Here is a 21515-nt window from a genome sequence, read left to right as displayed (position 1 = left end):
CCTTTTTTAGCCAGTCCAACCCAGAGCAGGCTAAAAAAACGCTTGCCGGGATCTACATATCAAGATTTCTTGATATGTAGATATCTTGGATATGCAGACCGAAACACTTTCTCAGTCTAGGCCCTCTGGTCATTTGCTTTCCGCAACCAAAGCCATTTCCGATGAAACTCGGGTTCGGATCCTCCATATCCTCAGTTTTGGGGCTTTTTCCGTGAATGAAGTGGTGGAGATTCTGGGGATGGGCCAATCTCGGATTTCTCGTCATTTGAAAATCTTAACAGAAGCTGGGCTGATTGGTTCACGCCGCGAAGGGAGTCTTGTTTATAGTTTTCTCCTTTCGGAAGAGGATCCCGGTTTAAAATTCCCGTTAGAACTCACCAAATTATTGTTATCATATAAAGAAGATCTACCTTCGCGAGAGAGAGACCAAAGAATGGTCCACCAAATCTTAGAAAATAGAGAAAAGAAATCGAAATCCTTTTTTGATGGAGTTGCAGAAAGTTGGGAAAAATTACAAGAAGAGACACTTCATCCCAAACTTTATCGCTCCTGGATTTTACAAGAGCTTCCAGCTTGTGAGAAGATTTTAGATTTAGGTTGTGGTCCAGGGGGTCTCATCCCTTTTCTTCTCAACAAATCAAAACATGTGATTGGAGTGGATAACTCCTCTAAGATGATTGAAAATGCATCATCACACTACGGCAAAAACCCGAGTGTCAGTCTCATCCAAACTCCTATGGAACATCTACCTCTTGCAGATAACTCTTGTGATGCGGTAGTTGCATCCATGGTGATGCACCATATTTCTCATCCACCTACGGTTTTGGAAGAGGTGGCAAGGGTACTAAAACCAGGTGGGGTTTTGTGTATTGTTGATTTGGGAAAACACAATGCAGAGTTTATGAGGGATAACTTTGCGGACCTTTGGCTTGGGTTTGAACCAGAACTTTTTGAGTCATGGCTTTCCAATGCAGGGTTTCGCGTTGGCTCAATGAATGAGATCCAAACAGAATCAAGTTTTAAAATTTTAACTATCAAAGCAACAAAGGAAGAAGGAGGACACTATGTCCACAGCAACTGAAACAAAATCGGAAAGATTGCCATTTAAAGTGAAGGATATCTCTCTTGCAGAATGGGGAAGAGAAGAGATCATTTTGGCAGAAAAAGAAATGCCGGGCCTTATGGCTCTTCGTAAAGAATTCGGAACTTCTAAGCCACTCAAAGGTGCTAGAATTTGTGGATCTCTTCACATGACAATCCAAACAGCGGTTTTAATTGAAACCTTGGCTGCATTAGGTGCTGACATTCGTTGGTCCTCTTGTAACATTTTTTCAACACAAGACCATGCAGCAGCGGCCATTGCAAAAGCAGGTATACCTGTATTTGCTTGGAAAGGCGAAACAGAAGAAGAATACTGGTGGTGTATTGAGCAAACGTTATTTTTTGACGGTGGAAAAGGACCAAACATGATCCTTGACGACGGTCATGATCTAACTCATTACATTCATGAAAAATACCCACAACTTCTAGCAGACATCAAAGGAGTTTCGGAAGAAACAACTACAGGTGTGATTGCACTTCATAAAAAATTAAAAGCGGGAACTTTAAAAATCCCTGCAATCAACGTAAACGATTCAGTAACAAAATCAAAGTTTGATAACCTTTATGGTTGCCGTGAATCACTTGCTGACGGAATCAAACGTGCAACAGACGTAATGCTCGCTGGAAAAGTAGCCCTTGTTTGCGGATACGGGGATGTGGGAAAAGGTTCTGCAGCTTCTCTTCGTAACTTTGGCGCACGAGTGATAGTAACTGAAATCGATCCAATTTGTGCTCTCCAAGCAGTGATGGAAGGATACCAAGTTCTTCGTGTAGAAGATGTGATTGAAAATGCAGACATCATTGTGACTGCAACAGGAAATGATGATATCATCTCGCTCGAACACATGAAAGCAATGAAAGACGGTGCGATCCTTTGTAATATTGGTCACTTTGATACAGAAATTCAAATGTCTCGTTTGAACTCTGAAAAGGGTGTTACTAAGAAAGAAATCAAACCACAAGTGGATAAATACACTTTCCCTAATGGAAGATCGATTATCGTTCTTGCAGAAGGTCGTTTGGTTAACCTTGGTTGCGCAACCGGTCACCCATCTTTTGTAATGTCTAGTTCTTTCACAAACCAAGTATTGGCTCAAATTGAACTTTATACAACAAAATATGAGTTAGGTGTTTATCGCCTACCGAAACATTTAGATGAGAAGGTGGCTGCCCTTCACCTAGAACAGTTAGGAGTCCGTTTGACAAAACTGACTCAAAAACAAGCTGATTATATCAGTGTTCCGCTCGAAGGTCCGTATAAACCAGACCACTACCGATACTAAAAAAACGCCCTTTTTGATAAAATTCAAGAAGGGCAATGGAGTTTCTCATGGCTTATGTTGTAACTGAAATTTGTGTTGATTGTAAATACACTAGTTGTGCAGCAGTTTGTCCGGTGGAAGCTTTTCATGAAGCCCCGGACACTCTGTACATTGATCCGGACACTTGTATTGATTGTAATGCTTGTCAATATGAATGCCCGATTGATGCGATTTTTCCTGACTATGATGTTCCGGAAAAACACAAACCTTCTATTGAAGTGAATGCAAAAGAAGCAACCAAATACCCGGTCATTGTCACTACCAAGCCACCTCTTAAAGGTGCAAAGTGTTCTGATCCGAGTAAATAAATGATTTTTAGGGTGTGTGGCTTCTTTTAGCCATATGCCCTTTCTCTATATACTGATATAATATTATGAAATTTGAATATACTAATCCTTCTGCTAAATCCCTATTAAAATTAATAAACGAGAGAATTCTCGTTTTAGATGGTGCTATGGGTACCATGATCCAAAGACATTCTTTGGAAGAGGACGATTTCCGTGGGGATCGTTTTAAGGATTGGCCAGTTTCCATTAAAGGAAATAACGATGTTCTTGCTATCACCCGTCCTGATATCATTGAATCAGTCCATTTAGAATACCTTGAGGCTGGCGCCGATATCATTGAAACCAATACCTTTAGTTCGAACATTGTTTCCCAGGCGGACTACCAAATGGAATCGGCAGTTCGTGATTTAAATTTAGCGGCTGTTGCTTGTGCCAAAAATGCCGTGACCAAATTCAAAGAAAAGACAGGGAAGACGGATGTGTTCATTGCTGGTTCCATCGGCCCAACGGTGAAAACTGCCTCCCTTTCTCCAGACGTCAATAATCCGGCATTTCGTGCAGTCACCTTTGATGAGCTAGTGGATTGTTTTTATGAGCAAGTATCGGCCCTTTTAGATGGGGGTGTGGATTTACTTTTACCAGAAACCAATATTGACACTTTAAATCTAAAGGCATGTATTTATGCGATTGAGAAAGTTTTTGAAGAACGAAACATTCGAATTCCTGTAGTACTTTCTGTTACCATTACGGATGCTTCTGGTCGGACTCTTTCTGGCCAAACCGGAGAAGCTTTTTATATTTCGATCAAACATGCCAAGGCCCTGGCTGTTGGCATCAACTGTGCATTAGGCGCAGGGGAAATGCGTCCTTATATCGAAGAACTTTCCCGAGTGGCCGATTGTTATGTGTCTTGTTATCCGAATGCGGGTCTTCCCAATGCATTTGGTGGGTATGACCAAACTCCGGAAGAGTTCGGTGGTTGGATGAAAAACTTTGCGGAAGCAGGTTTTTTAAATATCGTAGGTGGATGTTGCGGAACCACTCCTGCTCACATCCGAGCAGCAAAAGAGGCTGTTTCGTCTATGCCACCTCGACCTTTAAAAGAACAACCAAAACTGAGTTCGTTTGCCGGTCTTGAACCTTTGAAATTAACCAAAGACCAAGGCTTCATCAATATAGGGGAACGAAATAATGTCACAGGATCTCCTAAATTCAAAAAACTGATCCTAGAGGGAAATTTTGAAGAAGCGGTGCAAGTGGCTTTGCAACAAGTCCAAGCTGGTGCTAACGTTATCGATATCAATTTTGATGAAGCTCTTTTGGATGGGGAAGCCTCCATGACTAAGTTTTTAAACTTAATTGCTGGGGAGCCAGACATTGCCAGGGTTCCCTTTATGGTGGATTCATCCAAGTGGTCTGTATTACTCGCGGGTTTAAAATGTATCCAAGGAAAACCAATTGTAAACTCCATCTCTCTTAAAGAAGGGGAAGAGGTATTTTTAAACCATGCTCGTACCATTCAAAGATTTGGAGCGGCAGCCATTGTGATGGCATTCGACGAACAAGGGCAGGCGGCAACCAAAGATGATAAAGTGAGGATCTGTAAACGAGCTTATGATCTGTTGCTTGAAAAATTAGATTTTGATCCAACGGATATTATCTTTGATCCAAACATATTGACTGTTGCGACAGGAATCGAAGAACACAATAACTATGCGGTGGATTTTATTGAAGCCACGCGTGAAATTAAAAGAATCTGTCCTGGTGCCAAAGTCTCTGGGGGTCTTAGTAATATTTCCTTCTCTTTCCGTGGGAATAACCCGGTAAGAGAGGCAATGCACTCCGCATTTTTATACCACGCCATCCAAGCAGGTATGGACATGGCCATTGTCAATGCGGGAATGCTTGAAGTTTATGAAGAGATTCCTAAAGATCTTTTGGAACTTGTAGAAGATGTCCTTCTCAACCGCCGCCCTGATGCAACAGAGAGATTGATTGATTCTGCTGCTAGTTTTCACGGGGAAGCCAAGGTCCAAAAGAAGGACGATGCTTGGAGGAGTGGGTCCGTCGAAGAGCGACTAACGCATGCTCTTGTGAAAGGAATTGATGAATTTGTAACTCAAGATACTGAAGAAGCACGTGTCAGTTTCGCAAAACCGCTCGAAGTGATCGAAGGTCCACTTATGAATGGAATGAAAGTGGTTGGAGAATTATTTGGCGCAGGGAAAATGTTTCTCCCACAAGTGGTGAAAAGTGCACGTGTGATGAAAAAAGCCGTGGCTTACTTACTTCCATTTATGGAAGAAGAAAAACGGAATCAAAAAGATGAAAGTAAACAAGCCAAATTCCTCATCGCAACTGTTAAGGGAGATGTCCATGATATTGGAAAAAATATTGTGGGAGTGGTCCTTGCATGTAACAACTATGAGGTGATTGACCTCGGGGTCATGGTCCCTTGTGAAAAGATTTTAGAAACTGCCAAAAAAGAAAAAGTGGCTGCCATCGGTCTATCGGGATTAATTACACCTTCACTTGATGAAATGGTTTATGTGGCAAAAGAAATGGAACGCCAAGGATTTCAAGTTCCACTTCTCATTGGTGGGGCAACTACTTCGCCTGCACATACGGCTGTAAAAATTGCTGAACAATATTCGAAACCAGTCCTCCATGTGATGGATGCTTCACGAGTTGTGAATGTGATGAACAGTGCTCTCAACCCGCAGACTGCCGTGGATTATGCAAAACAGGTAGTGGAAGAACAATCTAAGATTCGTGAAGAATTTTATTCCAGAGAAAACGAAAGAAATATTTTGCCGATCCAGGATGCAATCAAAAACAAGTTCCAAGCTAATTGGGATTCTTATACTCCACCAAAGCCAAGTTTTACGGGAGTAAAAAAAATTGAGGATGTCACCTTACAAGACCTCCTTCCTTTTATTGATTGGTCTCCTTTCTTTTTGGCTTGGGAATTAAAAGGTAGATTCCCGCAAATCCTCAAAGATCCGGTGGTTGGAAAAGAAGCCACATCTCTTTACAATGATGCACAAATCATCTTAAAAGAAATGTTGGGAAATCAAAATCTCAAACCAAGAGCGGTCGTGGGAATGTTCCCTGCAGTTTCTCATGGGGAAGTAGTGGAAATCTTTGAAGATGATGGTAAAACCAAATCTTTAGGAACGTATCCAATGTTACGCCAACAAACGGTTAAAATGACAAACCAACCAAACTATAGTTTGGCGGATTTTATCGCACCAAAAGATAAAAACAAAAATGACTATATTGGATATTTTGCCGTAACAGCAGGACATGGGATTGAAGAATTGGCAAGAACCTATGAAGCCAAACAAGACGATTACAACGCCATTTTGGTCAAAGCACTGGCTGACCGATTTGCAGAAGCCTTTGCAGAATACATGCACCATCGTATGCGTGAGGAATGGGGATTTGGAAAGGAAGAAAATCTTACAAAAGAAGATCTGATCCGTGAAAAGTATCGGGGCATTCGTCCCGCTCCTGGGTATCCGGCTTGTCCAGACCATACGGAAAAAAAGAAAATTTGGAAACTTTTGGACGTGGAAAAGAATGCAGGAATCCAACTCACCGAGTCTTGTGCGATGTGGCCGGCAAGTAGCGTGAGTGGTTATTATTTCTCACACCCTGAGTCTCGATATTTTGCCATCGGTAAAATCAACGAAGACCAAGTGGTAAACTATGCTAAGGACAAAGAAATGGAAATTTCTGAAGTGGAACGTTGGTTGTCCCCAATTCTAAACTATGATCCTTCTCGTAAGTCTAAATCCTAAAGAGTACATTTAGGACTAACGGGAAAGGGGGATTCTGTGGGTTTCATTCAAAACAACCATAATCACGGCTGGAAATCTGTCGCCAAAGGAACGCTTGGTGATGGGTTTTCTTTCCATCCCAAACTTGCCACATGGTTACAGGACTATACCAATATCCCAGAAGAAACAGAACTTGAGATCCTAGAAGCGAGCTGTGGGGAAGTCAGTTGTCCAACAGAAGAAACTATGATTGTTTGGAAAGGACATGAATTTCGAATTTCTCGTAAAAAAGAAATGATTTCTAAAATGGATGTGGATTTGTCTTGGAAACGATTTGTGAGTAAAGAATAAGTTAAAGCTAATCCATTTTCTAGCGTTTGGTTTTAGCTGTGGAAAAAAAACTTTTTTTGCTTAGTCAAATCTATTTATTCCTTTTGGCGAATATACGAAATTCGCATAAATCACCAAAACAGTTTTGATTATCGAAGATCGTATATTTGTGTCACTGGCATTTGTCTTGGCCCCAAAATTGTTGTGATAGAAGGATTAATTTTGAATCAAATATTATTAGAAGTGATACCGAGAGATGTTCAAACATTGCTGAGTGAAGTAAGTTTTGTTAAAAATAATTTCAGTCAAATCTCAGGAATTAATATTCCGGATTTACTAAGATTTGAGACTAGAAGTTGGGTTGCTGCATCGAAAATTCAAAATGTTTTTCCAAATGTTATTCCGCACTTAAGAGCAATTGACTTTGATTTAGATCATTGTGGTCATATCATTGAATTTCTTCAAAAAAACAGCATATCTTCCGTTGTGGTCATCAAGGGAGATCCACCGACAGATATGTCTCAAAAAGTTTACCCGACAACTTCGATTAAACTGATCAAAAAATTAAAAAAAGAAATGAGTTCGCTAAAAGTCTACGCTGCTGTTGATCAATACCGCAGTGGGATTAAAGATGAATTTGATTATATCGAAATGAAAATAGATGCGGGAGCTGATGGTTTTTTAACTCAGCCATTTTTTGATTTACGTTTGATTCATATTTTTACTGAAAAACTTCGAGGAAAGGAAGTTTATATTGGAATTAGTCCAGTGACCAATGAAAAATCGCAAAGTTATTGGGAATCCAGGAATCGTGCTTATTTCCCAAGGGATTTCCAACTGACGATGGATTGGAATGTACAATTTGCAAAAGAAGTGATCGATTATTGCTCTAAAAATCATTTCAATATGTATTTGATGCCAATTCGGATTCCTCTCGAAACCTATTTAAGGGGTATATTTAAGTGAAAAAACATACAGATTGGTTGAATCGCTAAAATGCGATGTGCCATATGGAAAAAGGAAAAATTTACCGATGAAAAATCAAATTCTGTTTTTAAAAAACAATCCTAAATACATTTTTTTAATCGATGGCCTGGGTGCGATTCTCTCCGGTGTTTTGTTATCTCTCGTTTTACCACTATTTATTGATTCGCTTGGGATGCCAAAAAAGGTCCTTTCCATTCTAGCAATTCTACCTTTTGTTTATGCCGTTTATTCTTTGTTATGTTGTTTTGCAAATCCATTTCAGTGGAAGTTTTATTTACGTGTGATTGCGATTGCAAACTTTTTGTACTGTTTGATTACAATGGTTTATTTAGTTTTGAATTTAGAACAAACCACAGTGATATGTGAAATTTATTTTGTTCTGGAAATGATTGTGGTCGTAAGTTTGGCGACCTTTGAATGGAAGTTAACGAAGGACTGATTAGTTAGAATGGGAGGATGGTGCCACTGGCATATAGTATTTGAGACCTAAATTCCCTTGAATCTCAGGAGCCCAAAGTTCATCCAAAGTGCGACCCGCTTCCCTTGCGTTGATGGGAACCCGCACCATCCCTTCAAAGGTTAAGTTGCTATTGGAAATACTAATCCCTGGCGTTATGTAGACTTGTCTTCCTACAAAATTAGTTCTCGAAGGTTCTTGGGCACGAATGGATGTATTGAGACGACTATTGATATCGTTATCAAAACGGTGAAGTTCCGAAAGTTGTAGAAAAAGTTCCCAACGAGAGTTTTTGATAAATGAAAATAAGTTCCGATTGAGTCTGTATTTGATTCGAACCTTTGACTCGGCAACATCTACATATCCGGAAGCTCCTTGGTTCATCGACATTCCCATACTGAGCCCTAAATCAAAAGTAAATCCATTGCGATAATACACATAAGTTACGTTGGGCTGGTAAGAAAGCAGGGCCGAGTTCATTCTCTCTGGCCTGACATCATAGTTACCTTCTGGATTGCGGTAAGGATTGATTGTGGAGAAAGGAATAACGGAAGAAAAAATTTGAATGCCCGCCATGGGATCATCTGATTTGGGAAGTTTTCCATCATAACCAAGTTCCAGTTCCTTAGGGAAACGAAATGGAATTAGAATCGCCAAATTACCGTTACGTGATCCTCCAACTTGGAACAATGCGGCTCTTGGGTCTGAAAACGAATAACTAGAAAAGAACGGTAAACCTTGTGCAAAAATAGTAAGGCTCGTCATACTAACGAGAATGGTTGGTAGTACTATCTTTTTAAGCATCTAAAAGCATTTATGCCTGCTTTTCCTTAGTTTGGCAATGAAATTTGCTTTCTTCTCTCTCTTTTTTTGTTATAAGTTTGATCAATGAATGAAAATGATACCAAGGTTGAACAATTTGGTCCCTGCACCATTCCAAATCCAGCAGGGTATGATTACTGGACGGAAGACAACTCCGTCGTTCTTTTCCAAACGATATTTTCCGGCCCCGATGATGCAAAAAAAACCGTAGATACAAGCCCTGTATTCTTTGAACAAGCTGGACCTAAAGAAAAGATCTACTTTCGTCCAGAAGAAGTCACAGCAGGCATTGTCACATGTGGGGGGCTTTGCCCTGGGATCAACGATGTCATTCGTGCTCTTGTGATGGAATTGCATTACCGGTACAAAGTGCCCCGTATTCTAGGATTCCCTTTCGGTTACGAGGGTCTTGTGAAAAAATTTGGACATAGACCGGTGGAACTTACTCCAGACAAAGTGGCCCATATCATGAACTTTGGTGGTTCCATTTTGGGATCTTCTCGAGGGAACCAAAATATTGGAGATATGGTGGATACTTTATTCCTCTATGGGGTGAAGATGTTATTTTGTATCGGTGGAGACGGGACCTTACGTGGGGCCCAGGCCATCCAAGAGGAAGTTCGGAAACGAAAGGAAGACATTTCCATTGTGGGGATCCCGAAAACCATTGATAACGATATTAACTATGTCCAAAAAACCTTTGGATTCTCGACTGCTTTTAGTAAGGCGGTAGAGGCAGTCAATTGTGCACATGAAGAGGCCAAAGGCGCACCCAATGGGATTGGTCTCGTGAAACTGATGGGCCGCCATTCTGGATTTATCGCCGTCAATTCTGCACTGGCTTCTAAAAATGTTAACTTTGTCCTCATTCCAGAACTTGATTTTGATTTAGAAGGAGATGGTGCCTTTCTTACCGTTTTGAAGGAACGAGTCCAAAAACGAGGTCATGCCGTTGTGATTTTGGCAGAAGGTGCCGGGCAAAAGTTTTTTGAAGACAAAGGGGAAAAGGATTTATCAGGTAACAAGAAGTTGGCGGACATTGGTATTTTTATCAAAGATAAAATCACAGAGTATTTTAAAAAAGAAGGAGTTGGACTGAACTTAAAATACATCGATCCCAGTTATATCATTCGTTCTGTTCCTGCCAATGCTGAAGATTCAGTATTTTGTGGGTTCCTCGCACAAAATGCGGTCCATGCAGCTTTTGCTGGTAGGACAGGTTGTGTAGTAGGGATTTGGAACAATGTATTTACGGTTATGCCGATCTCCCTTGCCATTGCGGAGAGAAAGGTATTACGACCAGAGAGGAGTACTCTATGGAGGGCGCTTCTTGCTTCGACGGGTCAACCTAATTCGATGAAAGCAAAAAGCTGAAAATGATTTTGATTTTTCCCTTTCATTGGAATCGGGGTTTCGTCTAATTGGTAGAGAGTTCGTATGGATCGTAACCAAAATAAGGAACAGAAAATCGTCAGTGCCAGCGTATTGACTTCATTTGCCTTTGTTTTGGTTTGTACGGCGGGATTTTTCCATTGTCCAAAGTTAGGCGTATTACCTGGAAACAGCGAATCCGCAGCTTTTCAAGATTTTGCGATGCCTTGCCATGCGGAATCGAAGGGAGCTGAGGATCCTGAAAATTCCACAAATGGAAATTCATGCCAGTGTAACGAAGTTTCCAAATCGGAAGATTCTAGCTTTCAAATAGAGTTTTCCAAATTAGTTCGAATCTCCATTCAGAAAATTTATTTGCCTTTGTATTTGGAATTACCAATTACCAAATTAGTATTCCAAACGAATCATAAAAACTACTATATTTCTCAAAACAATCCCTTTTTTCTACAAAAAACTATAAAACTCCTCATATAAACCGATTCAATTTTTTTTAAATAAAAATTGGAGGTCATTCTATGAGGAATTATTATTTAAATATATTAAAATATTCTATATTTATGATTTATTGTTTGTTCAGTACTGAGGTGTATTCAGGTAGTCCAGACAATGTTGATAGTAAAATAAACGAATTATTAAAAAAACATCCAGAAGTATCTTTGAAATTTTTGGAAGCTAAAGAGAAAGAATTTCGATCCAAACATGCGGATGTTTACCCTGATCCCAAATTTGGATTTGCATATCGATCCTATCCTTATCGATCTGGATTTGATACCGATCGAGCAAGGCCTGATACACCCAGTATGACGGGAAAAGAATATTCTATATCACAAGAAATTCCTTTTCCTGGTAAATTAAATCTAGAAAAACAAATTTTGAAAACGGATTCGGAGTTGGATTATTGGAGCGGAGTTTGGGTCCAAAATGAATTTTTACGATCTTATTTTGAATTGGTTTTATCAATTGCTGCAATGGAAAGGGAATTAAACGACCTACTTAGCATTGAAAAACAACTGAATACAAAAGTCAAATTAGAATCTTCTCAATATGTTTCAGAACAATTTAAGTTATCAAACATAATCAAAACAAAAAATCAAATCGAAAGAATGAAAGACCGAGTGATTGAGAAAACGATAACATTGAAAGAATATAAACAATCCCTCGAGTTTTATGCGAATGATATTGGTGCCAATTTAATTACTGAAGAAGAGATTATTGGTTATTTGAAAAAGAAAGAAAGTAATATTGAACAAGAATTGTCTAGGGATTCGCTATCGAAGATTCCACTCATACAATTTGCTGAATTGAACCAGACAAAAGCGATGATTGAATCCAAAAAGGATGAGATTTTGCATTTCCCTGATTTTGAAATTTTTGTGAGTTATATGCAACGGAGACGTAAACCCTTCTTGCTTGATAGTGGCCCTTTGAACTTAAGCATCATGGATAATCCTGAGTTTGCTGGTGACCTCTGGAGTGCAGGTGTCACAATTCGTGTTCCTGTTTGGTCTTTATCAAAAGTAGATGAATTAAACCAATCAAATGCGATCAGAATCACAAGATTACAAAGAGAAAAAGAAAAGGAACAAATTCGACTTAAGTCAGAATACCAAGCAACAATCGAAGCATGGTTAGGGAATAAACAAAGATTCGATCATTTTAAGAACAATCTTTTGCCATCCTTCCAAAAGAACATAAAAACATCACTTTCATCATATGCTAAGGGAGAGAGCGTATTAGGAGAGAGTTACGATTTTATTGTCGAATCATTAGAAATGCAATCGCAAGTACATCAAATTCAATTCAAACGTTGGTCATCTGTTTTGAAGTTACTGCAACTAACAAATCACTTATTACCAGAAGGAGAAAATCATGAGGATTAAAAAAATACTTTTCCCTATCTTTATTGTGTCGTTATTCTTGGTTTCGTGCGGTGAAACTGTTCATAATCATAAAGATATTTATACTTGTCCGATGCATCCTCAGATCGAAATGGATCACCCAGGAGAATGTCCGATATGTGGAATGCAACTGGTGAAAAAGGAAGATCCACTACTTGAATCTGAACACAAAAATCGTTCTCTACAAAAAGAACCTGATCTTAAGTTATCAGAGAATAAACAATCAATTCTTAACTTAGATACGATTCAAGTTTCGAAGGGAACAATCAATAAAACAATTAATCTCAGTGGACAAGTTGCTTATGACCCTGAGATTTTTTCAACAGCTAATGAATATAAATCCATTGGTTCGGAGAATGAATGGGGGAAAGAAATTCGTGCCGGTATTCGTTTGAGGTTCACCAAGTTGGGATTAAGTGAGAAGCAGATCCAATACACTCTTTCTAAAAACTCAAACCTTTTTTTGACTGGAAGATCCAATCAATATGCCCTATTGGTTTTCCAGGTGTATGAGAATGATCTTTCATACTTAAAAGTAGGGAAGTTCATTGATTTAGTGAACCTCACAGAAACGAATGCTCTTCCCAAGGCAAAAATTGTGGCGATGGGAAATTTGATCAATCAAGACACAAGAACTTTGTCTGTTTGGTGTGAGGTGAAAGATCCTCTGGAATTGTTTAAACCTCAGATGTATGTACAAGGTACCTATGAAATTGAAAAAAGTAATGTATTGAGAATACCAAAAGAATCCATTCTCCCAACGGGAAAATCAGATTTAGTTTATAAAAAAACCGATACAAATCATTATATTCCAAAGAAAATAAAACTTGGGTTTTCCTCCACTGAATGGGTAGAGGTGATTGAAGGTCTGGAAGAAAATGATGAAATTGTATCCAAAGCAAGTTTTCTTTTAGATTCGGAATCAAAATTAAAGTTAGGTGGAGATAAAAATGATCAGCACAATCATTAAATTTTCAGCTAACAATCGGTATTTGGTTATTATTACAACTTTATTTTTTGTATTAATCTCAATTTTTGCCATTAAAAATATTCCTTTGGATGCATTGCCAGATATGTCTGATACTCAGGTGATTATCTATTCCAAATGGGATAGGAGTCCAGATATTATTGAAGACCAAGTAACTTATCCAATTGTCAGATCGTTACTTGGTGCTCCCAAGGTAAAAGCGATTCGAGGGTTTTCTGACTTTGGGTTTTCCTTTGTATATGTGATTTTTGAAGATGGAACGGATTTGTATTGGGCACGTTCTCGAGTGAATGAATACATTTCCCAATTACAAAATAATCTGCCAGCGGGTGTAAACTTAAGTTTGGGGCCAGATGCCACAGGTGTTGGTTGGATCTATCAATATGTATTAGTAGATGAAACAAAACAGATGGATTTGGCTGAAATTCGTTCATTTCAAGATTTTAAATTAAAGTATTTACTGAATTCGATTCCAGGTGTGGCGGAAGTTGCCACTGTGGGTGGATTTAAGAAACAATACCAAATCCAAATTGACCCATTAAAATTACAAATTTTTGGAATCGATATGGATCGAGTCATTGATACGGTTCGTAAATCAAACGATGACATTGGAGCCAGGTTACTCGAAATTGGTGGTGCCGAATATATGATCCGTGTTAGAGGATATGTTCAATCCAAAGAAGATATCGAACAAATATCGTTAGGTGCAAATTCAATTGGAACTCCTGTTTATTTATCGCAAGTTGCCACTATCGTAGATGGTCCCGACTTAAGGAGAGGTGTTGGGGATTGGAATGGTGAAGGGGATCAAGTCTCTGGTATCGTCATCATGAGGCATGGGGAAAATGCCTTACGAGTGATTGAATCGGTACAAGATAAAATCAAATCCATGGAAACTTCCTTACCCAAAGGTTTAAAAATCAAACCGGTATACGATCGTTCCATCCTCATTAACGAAACGATTCGTGTATTGAAAGAAAAGTTAACAGAAGAAATCATTGTTGTTTCCATCATCATTTTGATTTTTTTGTGGCATATCCCTTCTGCGATTGTTCCGATCCTTACAATCCCAATTGCAGTGATCCTTTCTTTTTTACCTATGTATTTGGCTGACATTGGTTCTAATTTAATGTCCCTTGCAGGGATTGCCTTATCGATTGGTGTACTTGTGGACGGAGCCATCGTAGAGGTGGAAAACGCTTATAAAAAATTGGAAGAATGGGAAACATCGGGTCGAGTAGGTGACTTCCATGCAATTCGACTCGAAGCACTCCTAGAAGTGGGACCTTCTGTTTTCTTTTCTTTACTCATCATCGCTGTTGCTTTTTTCCCAATTTTTACACTGGTTGACCAAGAAGGGAAATTATTTAGACCGCTAGCAATTTCAAAGAACCTTACCATGGCGATTGCTGCAATCCTTGCCATTACAGTTGATCCTGCATTTCGTATGTTGTTCACTCGTATGGATCCATTTTCTAAATTTACACCTGTTCTCAATTCCATACTCACAAGTATCTTTGTAGGCAAATACTATTCAGAGAAAAACCATCCGATTAGCAAACGTTTGTATGCAATATATGAACCTGTAGTGAAATTGGTTTTTGACTCATCCCAAAAAAACAATCGTCACTGCGGTATTGTTATTTCTCTTTACTGTTCCCATTTATTTTAAGTTAGGGACAGAGTTTTTGCCACCATTGAATGAAGGTTCTATTTTATATATGCCAACAACTCTTCCTGGGATTAGCATTGGCGAAGCCGAGCGAGTATTAAAAATCATGGATCAGAAGTTGGCAAGTTTTCCTGAGGTGGAATCGGTTTATGGAAAAGCTGGAAGAGCAGATACTTCCACTGATCCATCTCCAATCTCAATGTTTGAGATCATAGTCACTCTCAAGCCAAAAAAAGATTGGAGGGATGGATTTACCAAAGAAGACCTTGTGAAACAAATGAATGAACAAATGGAAATTCCTGGATTTTCTAATGCATGGACGCAACCAATTCGTGCTCGGATTGATATGTTGTCTACGGGGATTCGAACGCCGATCGGCATAAAAGTGTTAGGTGAAAATCTTGAAAAAATCCAAGAAGTTGGAATCAACATAGAAACCGTTCTAAAAAAAGAAAAAAATGTTCGCTCCATATTTGCAGAGAGAACATCCGGCGGATATTATATCGATATTAAAATTAGGAGGGAGCTCGCTGCCAAGTATGGCTTAACCATTGAAGACATCCAAAAGACAATCCTTTCTGCTTTGGGTGGAGAGACAATCTCCACAACAATTGAGAAAAGGGAAAGGTATTCCATTCAAATCCGTTATCCCAGAGAATACCGTGATAGTTTGGAAATGATTTCAAAAGTTTTGATTCCGATTTCAAATCGAGGTCATATTCCTTTGAGTTATTTGGCAACTCTTGAATACAACGTAGGACCTACTATGATCCGAGATGAGAATGGATTTTTAACCGGGTATGTTTATGTAGATACAACGGACAGTGATTTACTTGGATTTGTGGATCGGTTGAAGTCAATCGTAGATTCTGAAGTGGATCTTCCTAAAGGTGTATTTTTAGAGTGGAGCGGACAGTATGAAAATATCGTTCGTGTACGAAATAGGATGATGATTGTGGTTCCCATTACACTCGTTTTGATTTTCTTTCTTTTGTACATGAATACCAAATCCATGATGAAAACGGCAATTGTATTAACTGCAGTTCCATTTTCTATGATCGGCGCCTTTTGGTTGTTATTTGTTTTGGATTACCAAATTTCTGTTGCCGTTTGGGTGGGAATTATCGCACTACTAGGGTTAGATGCGGAAACAGGGGTTTTTATGTTGATGTACCTAGATCTTTCCTTTGAGAAACATAAAATCCAAAATCCGGATATGAATATATCTGAACTAAAACTAGCGATCATTGAGGGGGCAGTGCACAGAATTCGACCCAAGATGATGACGGTTCTTTCAGGTTTCATTGGGTTATTGCCAATTATGTGGGCAACGGGATCAGGTTCTGATCTAATGAAACGGATTGCTGCTCCGATGGTTGGAGGGCTTGTCACAAGTTTTGTATTGGAACTTCTGGTTTACCCAGCCATCTATTTTCTTTGGAAACAAAAAGAGATTGGGCAAAAGAATCGTATTTTGGCCGAGTTTGTGTAATGGGAAAAAATAGCTGAAGAGGAAACTTCAGCTATTTTCTACTTTTTTCTGGAACTTGAGAATATTGTCCCGGATCTCTTCTTCTTTTTTATGGAGTTCTTTTAAGAATTCCGTATCCAAAATCATTTCTGGTTTTTTGATGAATTTACTTTCATCGTAATTGTCAATTTCGTATAACAGGTCTTCGATGTTTGATTCTACTTTGACCAGACTTTGAATGGATTCCACAACCTTTTTGTTTACAAAGAGAATTTCTTTAAATCGTAGAATATAATGTTGGAATCTGTTTTCGCGGATCATGGCTTGGCGTTGCATTTCGCGCACCACTTCCCGTTCTTTCAGAACTTCTTTTTTTTCCACAAGGATCTGGTTTTTGAATATTCGAATTAAATTTTCAGTTTCTAGTTTATAATTTTCAAAACTACTGTTGTGATTGTTTTGTAAATCTTCCATTTGTTTGCGAAATTCTTTTTCTCGCAAACGGTCTTGTTCCTTTCGAAGTTTGTCAGATGTTTGTAATGCGTTTTTGACACGTGTTTCGATGACAGCATCTAACATGGCTTTGTGCAGTTTATCCAGTCGTAAGGTCACTGCCATTGCATATAAAATGCGTTTCATAAAAACTCCTTTACTATTAGTTTAGACGAATAATAAAGAGAGAAAGGTCATCGTGCGGCTCTGCTTCTCCCACAAATTCACTGACTTTCTGTAAAATAGCTTGTCTGATCACTTCTGGAGGATCGTTGATATGAGATAAGATCACCGATTCTAGCCTCTCTTCTGAAAAAAGTTCTTCTTTCATATTCATGGCTTCTGTGACACCATCTGTGTAAAGCACAAGCAAATCACCTGGTAAATAACTTACTGTATGTTCAGAAAACTCACAATTTCCAATTCCCATTGGTTGACCTTTGCCAGAAAGATGCTGGATTTTATGGTGTTTTTTACGATAGATGATTTGTAAATTATGACCAGCAGAAGAATAAGTTAATTCTTTTTTTGTCATATTGATTCGCACAAGCATCGCTGTGACAAACATTAAGAAACCAGATTTGTCTTGTAAGATTTGATTGGCATTGAAGAGAGCTTCACTTGTGGAGCTAGTCTTCGAAACTTCTTGTTGTAAGACCGTTTTAGAAAATTCCATAAAAAGGGCAGCTGGTGTTCCTTTCCCAGACACATCGGCAATGATTACAGAAACTTCATCTTTTCCGTGAACCACCATATCATAGAAGTCTCCCCCAATTTCTCTTGAAGCTTGGTAGTAGGTATCAAATTCTAATAATGAATATTGTTTTGGGATGATGGGGAGCGAATGTTTTTGGATCATTGCCGCCACTTGCATATCACGGTCGATGTTTTTCAAGCGTTCACTTTGTATCTTAACTTGTAAGGCAGTGTAAGCTTCGCCTACTTGGTTGGTAAGTGTTCTTAAAATTCGAATGTCCATCTCATCGAACCGAGTACGAGATGTTTTGTCAGAAACAACAAGAGAACCTAACCATTCTTTGTTTTTTAAGATAGGGAATAGGATCATACTATGTTGGAATAAACCTTTGTGAGTAAGTTGGATTCCTTGTGGAGAATTTGCTGTAATGATTTTATACCCTTTGAACATCCAATCGGCTTTATCAGCAAATAATAAAACTTCTACATCTTCGTCATGAATTTGATCGGAAAAGCCTTTGGATTTGGTTCGGGGAAGTCCTTTTTTTTCGATCTTTTCAAAGTGAAGGGATACTCGGTCTACCTGCAAAACTTCGGAAATGGTTTTGACTGCAAGATCCATAAATTCATCTGAACTTTGGATATTGGCAAGTGCTTGGGAAATTTGGAACAAACCATTCAGTTCGTTTGCTCGTAAATTGAGGCTATCAATCAGTAGCCGATTTTTAACAGCAATCGCTGCTAAGTTCGAAAGATACTTTAAAATTTTAATATCGGTATGATTAAAATCACGATTGTCGAGAGAATTTACTGCTTCGAGTACACCTTGTACTTCTCCTTGCGCAATCATAGGAACACAAAGTAAATTTCTAGTAACATAACCTACTTTTTGGTCAATGGCTTTGAATATCCTAGGGTCATTAGCAGCATCGTTGACTATTTCTGGTTTGAGGGTTTCCAAAACCATTCCTGCAATTCCTTTCCCTCTAGGAACAGTTAGGTGGGCAAGAGATTCTTCTTTTAAGCCACTGGTTGTATTAAAAACCAACTGATCATTTTCTTTATCATATAAGAGTAGGGAAGAACCTTCGGTTTGGAGAACGTCACGAGTGATCCCCATTATCTCTCCGAGAAGTGTATTTAAATCTTCCTGAGAATTGATGCGGCTGGTTATGTCTGAAATCAGACTTAATGTCAGTAATTTTGTAGGCATCCGAATCTATCCTTGTTCGATCAAACTTCCAATCCCTTGGTTGGTTAAAATTTCAATTAAGACGGAATGTGGTACTCGACCGTCAATGATGTGGGCTCTTTTGACTCCAGAGTCAATGGCTCGCAAACAACATTCTACTTTTGGTATCATGCCACCAGAGATCTGTCCAGTTTTTATATACCCGTGAATATCCCCTTTTTTGAGACCCGTTACCAGTTGGTCGTTAATGAGGATACCAGGAGTGTCGGTGAGTAAAATGAGTTTATCCGCATGAAGGGCTTCGGCAATGGCACCAGCCATTGTATCTGCATTGATATTTAAAGTTTGTCCTTCTTTGGACATGGCGACCGGTGAGATGATCGGGATAAAACCTTCACGTTGTAAGGTGAGTAAAATATTGGGATCTACTTCTGTCACTTCTCCCACAAGGCCTAAATCCACTTTTTGAACCTTACCGTCTTCCCCTTCCACTTCCATCAGATATTTTTCCGCAACTGCAAGCCCACCATCTTTTCCAGAGAGCCCAACGGGTTTTCCACCCTTTTCTTGGATGAGAGATACTATTTGTTTGTTCACTTTTCCAGTAAGAACCATCTCCACCACTTCCATCGTGGCTTCATCAGTAACCCTATGCCCACGAATGAACTGGGTATTTAGGTTGAGTGACTTGATTAGAGCATTGATTTCAGGTCCACCACCATGAACCACGACAGGATTGATCCCTAAATATTTGAGGAGTACAATATCTTCAGCAAAAGACGCTTTTAATTCTTCTTCCACCATGGCAGCCCCGCCATACTTGATGACAATGGTTTTACCAGAATATTTGATCAAATAGGGAAGAGCTTCCAAGATATGATTGATTTTTTCGGAATGGTGGTTCATAAAAGTCCTCATTTATGATAATGAAATTTAAAGCCGCCGCAGTGCAAGTCACAAGTACAGCAAGAATCTCAAATAACCTAACTAAGTGTAGGCAACTTGTGGAAGAGGCGGCAAGTGCTGGTGCCAAAGTCATAGGCCTTCCCGAAAATTTTTCCTTTATGGGAAGTGAGTCAGAGAAAAAAAATCTCCTTGGGCAAATTGAAGAAGAGACAAATGCCTTTTTGCAAGAAACAGCAAAAGACCTGGGAATCTTTCTTCTTGGAGGTGGTTTTCCTACTAAGGCGCCAACAGGAAAGGTTTACAACACTGCTGTCATCACAAGTCCAGAAGGAAAGGAAATCTTTCGGTATCATAAGGCACATTTATTCAATGCAGTGGTGGGCGATGGATTCAATTACAGTGAGTCAAATTCTACAGAGAGTGGAGGCAAGGTTCCTGATGTCATCCAAACCGAGTACGGAAAAATTTCTTCTGCCATTTGTTACGACATTCGTTTCCCGGAACTCTTTCGTAGTCTTTCTGAGAAAGGAGTAGAGCTTTGTTTTTTGCCGGCAGCTTTCACAGTTCCTACCGGAGAAGCCCATTGGCATGTTCTCCTTCGCGCACGTGCAATTGAAAATTTTATGTATGTTTTGGCACCTGGACAAACAGGAATTCATGACCCGCATGGGAATCGTAAAACCTTTGGACATTCGCTCATCATTTCCCCTTGGGGAGAAATTTTAGATGAAATAGACAAAGAAGAAGGATTTGCTATCGCCGAAATCGACTTACAAAAGTTAAGCGATATTCGAAACCAATTACCGAGCCTAAATCATCGTCTATTTTAGAAAAAAGACTTCTTTGTAGAAGAAGATTTTTTCATTAGAAGAAAGTCTTTCATCACTTTTTCAGCAGCCTTTTGTTTTTCCATATGTACAAAATGTCCGCATTCTGAAAATAAAACTGCTTTGACATGAGGGGTAGTCCTTTCGAGTTCCATCACATCCTTTCCAGGTATGATGGGATCTTCTTCTCCACGCATAATCAGCGTGGGGACTTGGTTCCCAAAAACAATGGGTCGAATGTCGGTTCTATCTAACATCTCTAGGATCATTAGAATTTGTCTTGGGTTCAAACATTCGAATTGTGGGTTATAGTCTTTGAGGAATTGTTTGATATCTTCACGGGCATGAAAGGCAGAAGAATCATACACTCCGTAGGAAAATCCAATTTGTAGAGCTTTCGGTAGTGATTTCCCGATTTTAAATCCAAAGTCAAAAAAACTCCCTAAGTTTGCACGAAGGCCCACCACACCAATTTTCAAAACCCCAGGGACAGGTCCATGGACATAAGGTGCGATTGAAATGACTTGTTTGATCCTTTGCGGAAATAAAGAAGCGATTGCAAGGACTGCCATCCCACCTGTCGAATGGCCCACAAGGGTGATGTCTTTTTCTCCGGCTGAGGCCCAAATTCCTTGGGCTTGCGTTTCTAAAAAGTCTTGGAGGGTGAGTCCTTTTTTTTGATCAAAAATTTCAGCTGGATAATGTCCAACTAAGTCTAGTTCGATGACATCTCCAAACTGACGAAAAAAAGGAATGTTGAGGCCCCAATACCCAGCTGCCGAACACCAACCACCGATGAGAACAATTGTTTCTTTGGCTTTGGGATTGAGAGACTTGTGTTTCACATAAGTGAGTCGATGATTTTTCCAATTATAAATTTGTCTTTCTGACAT

Annotated in this window: 17 protein-coding genes and 1 pseudogene; 13 read left to right on the top strand and 5 right to left on the bottom strand. The window is 39.2% G+C overall.

Going from position 1 to position 21515, the window contains the following annotated elements; genetic code table 11:
- Positions 1 to 91: 91 nt before the first annotated feature.
- The 7 genes from CLV96_RS14330 (at position 92) to CLV96_RS14300 (ending at position 8248) form a co-directional block, all read left to right on the top strand.
- The gene (locus CLV96_RS14330) at positions 92 to 1081 is read left to right on the top strand and encodes an ArsR/SmtB family transcription factor (protein WP_004787981.1); all 990 of its coding nucleotides are present in this window, start codon (positions 92 to 94) and stop codon (positions 1079 to 1081) included.
- Positions 1065 to 2384 carry an adenosylhomocysteinase gene (gene ahcY, locus CLV96_RS14325; protein WP_004788105.1) on the top strand — a complete coding sequence of 440 codons (1320 nt, stop codon included), beginning with the start codon at positions 1065 to 1067 and terminating at the stop codon, positions 2382 to 2384. The genes CLV96_RS14330 and ahcY overlap by 17 nt, the downstream gene beginning before the upstream one ends.
- 47 nt (positions 2385 to 2431) lie before the next feature.
- On the top strand, positions 2432 to 2731 hold the full coding sequence (locus CLV96_RS14320; protein WP_004788267.1) for a ferredoxin family protein: 300 nt from the start codon (positions 2432 to 2434) through the stop codon (positions 2729 to 2731).
- A gap of 65 nt (positions 2732 to 2796) precedes the next feature.
- A complete protein-coding gene (gene metH, locus CLV96_RS14315; protein WP_004788204.1) occupies positions 2797 to 6513 on the top strand; it encodes a methionine synthase in 3717 nt (1238 codons plus the stop codon).
- A 36-nt stretch (positions 6514 to 6549) separates the two neighbouring features.
- The gene (locus tag CLV96_RS14310) at positions 6550 to 6843 is read left to right on the top strand and encodes a hypothetical protein (RefSeq protein ID WP_004787847.1); all 294 of its coding nucleotides are present in this window, start codon (positions 6550 to 6552) and stop codon (positions 6841 to 6843) included.
- A 201-nt stretch (positions 6844 to 7044) separates the two neighbouring features.
- Positions 7045 to 7788: a methylenetetrahydrofolate reductase gene (locus CLV96_RS14305; protein ID WP_004788159.1), complete on the top strand. Its 744-nt coding sequence runs from the start codon at positions 7045 to 7047 to the stop codon at positions 7786 to 7788.
- A gap of 67 nt (positions 7789 to 7855) precedes the next feature.
- The gene (locus CLV96_RS14300) at positions 7856 to 8248 is read left to right on the top strand and encodes a hypothetical protein (protein ID WP_004788260.1); all 393 of its coding nucleotides are present in this window, start codon (positions 7856 to 7858) and stop codon (positions 8246 to 8248) included.
- Here the strand turns inward: CLV96_RS14300 and CLV96_RS14295 are convergent, their stop codons facing one another.
- Complete coding sequence (locus CLV96_RS14295) at positions 8249 to 9070, bottom strand: hypothetical protein (protein WP_035983472.1); 822 nt, start codon at positions 9068 to 9070, stop codon at positions 8249 to 8251.
- A gap of 84 nt (positions 9071 to 9154) precedes the next feature.
- Here CLV96_RS14295 and CLV96_RS14290 point away from each other — a divergent pair, with 84 nt between their 5' ends.
- The 5 genes and pseudogenes from CLV96_RS14290 (at position 9155) to CLV96_RS14270 (ending at position 16530) form a co-directional block, all read left to right on the top strand.
- Positions 9155 to 10462, top strand: coding sequence for an ATP-dependent 6-phosphofructokinase (locus CLV96_RS14290; RefSeq protein WP_004787862.1), 1308 nt, complete (start codon positions 9155 to 9157; stop codon positions 10460 to 10462).
- Between the two features lie 63 nt (positions 10463 to 10525).
- Positions 10526 to 10954: a hypothetical protein gene (locus CLV96_RS14285; RefSeq protein WP_004787953.1), complete on the top strand. Its 429-nt coding sequence runs from the start codon at positions 10526 to 10528 to the stop codon at positions 10952 to 10954.
- Positions 10955 to 10995: 41 nt separating this feature from the next.
- Positions 10996 to 12360, top strand: coding sequence for a TolC family protein (locus tag CLV96_RS14280; RefSeq protein ID WP_004788014.1), 1365 nt, complete (start codon positions 10996 to 10998; stop codon positions 12358 to 12360).
- Positions 12350 to 13348, top strand: a complete 999-nt coding sequence (locus CLV96_RS14275; RefSeq protein WP_004788156.1) for a heavy metal-binding domain-containing protein — start codon at positions 12350 to 12352, stop codon at positions 13346 to 13348. Before CLV96_RS14280 ends, CLV96_RS14275 begins: the two co-directional genes overlap by 11 nt.
- Positions 13329 to 16530: pseudogene (locus tag CLV96_RS14270) on the top strand (efflux RND transporter permease subunit). The gene CLV96_RS14275 and the pseudogene CLV96_RS14270 overlap by 20 nt, the downstream one beginning before the upstream one ends.
- 27 nt (positions 16531 to 16557) lie before the next feature.
- Here CLV96_RS14270 and CLV96_RS14265 read toward each other — a convergent pair.
- The 3 genes from CLV96_RS14265 to argB are packed head-to-tail and all read right to left on the bottom strand — an operon-like array spanning position 16558 to position 19795.
- On the bottom strand, positions 16558 to 17148 hold the full coding sequence (locus CLV96_RS14265; RefSeq protein WP_004787860.1) for a hypothetical protein: 591 nt from the start codon (positions 17146 to 17148) through the stop codon (positions 16558 to 16560).
- A 16-nt stretch (positions 17149 to 17164) separates the two neighbouring features.
- A complete protein-coding gene (locus CLV96_RS14260; RefSeq protein WP_040917466.1) occupies positions 17165 to 18910 on the bottom strand; it encodes a SpoIIE family protein phosphatase in 1746 nt (581 codons plus the stop codon).
- Between the two features lie 6 nt (positions 18911 to 18916).
- The gene (argB, locus tag CLV96_RS14255; protein WP_004788114.1) at positions 18917 to 19795 is read right to left on the bottom strand and encodes an acetylglutamate kinase; all 879 of its coding nucleotides are present in this window, start codon (positions 19793 to 19795) and stop codon (positions 18917 to 18919) included.
- 20 nt (positions 19796 to 19815) lie between these two features.
- Here argB and CLV96_RS14250 point away from each other — a divergent pair, with 20 nt between their 5' ends.
- Entirely contained in the window at positions 19816 to 20625 is an 810-nt protein-coding gene (locus CLV96_RS14250; RefSeq protein WP_004787874.1) for a carbon-nitrogen hydrolase family protein, read from the top strand.
- Here the strand turns inward: CLV96_RS14250 and CLV96_RS14245 are convergent.
- Positions 20622 to 21515, bottom strand: a complete 894-nt coding sequence (locus CLV96_RS14245; RefSeq protein ID WP_004788155.1) for an alpha/beta fold hydrolase — start codon at positions 21513 to 21515, stop codon at positions 20622 to 20624. The two genes, CLV96_RS14250 and CLV96_RS14245, sit on opposite strands and share 4 nt — an antisense overlap.

Source organism: Leptospira meyeri (assembly GCF_004368965.1).
Lineage (GTDB): Bacteria > Spirochaetota > Leptospiria > Leptospirales > Leptospiraceae > Leptospira_A > Leptospira_A meyeri.
Note: the sequence above shows the minus strand (reverse complement) of the source record. Positions and strands in the feature narration are given on the sequence as shown.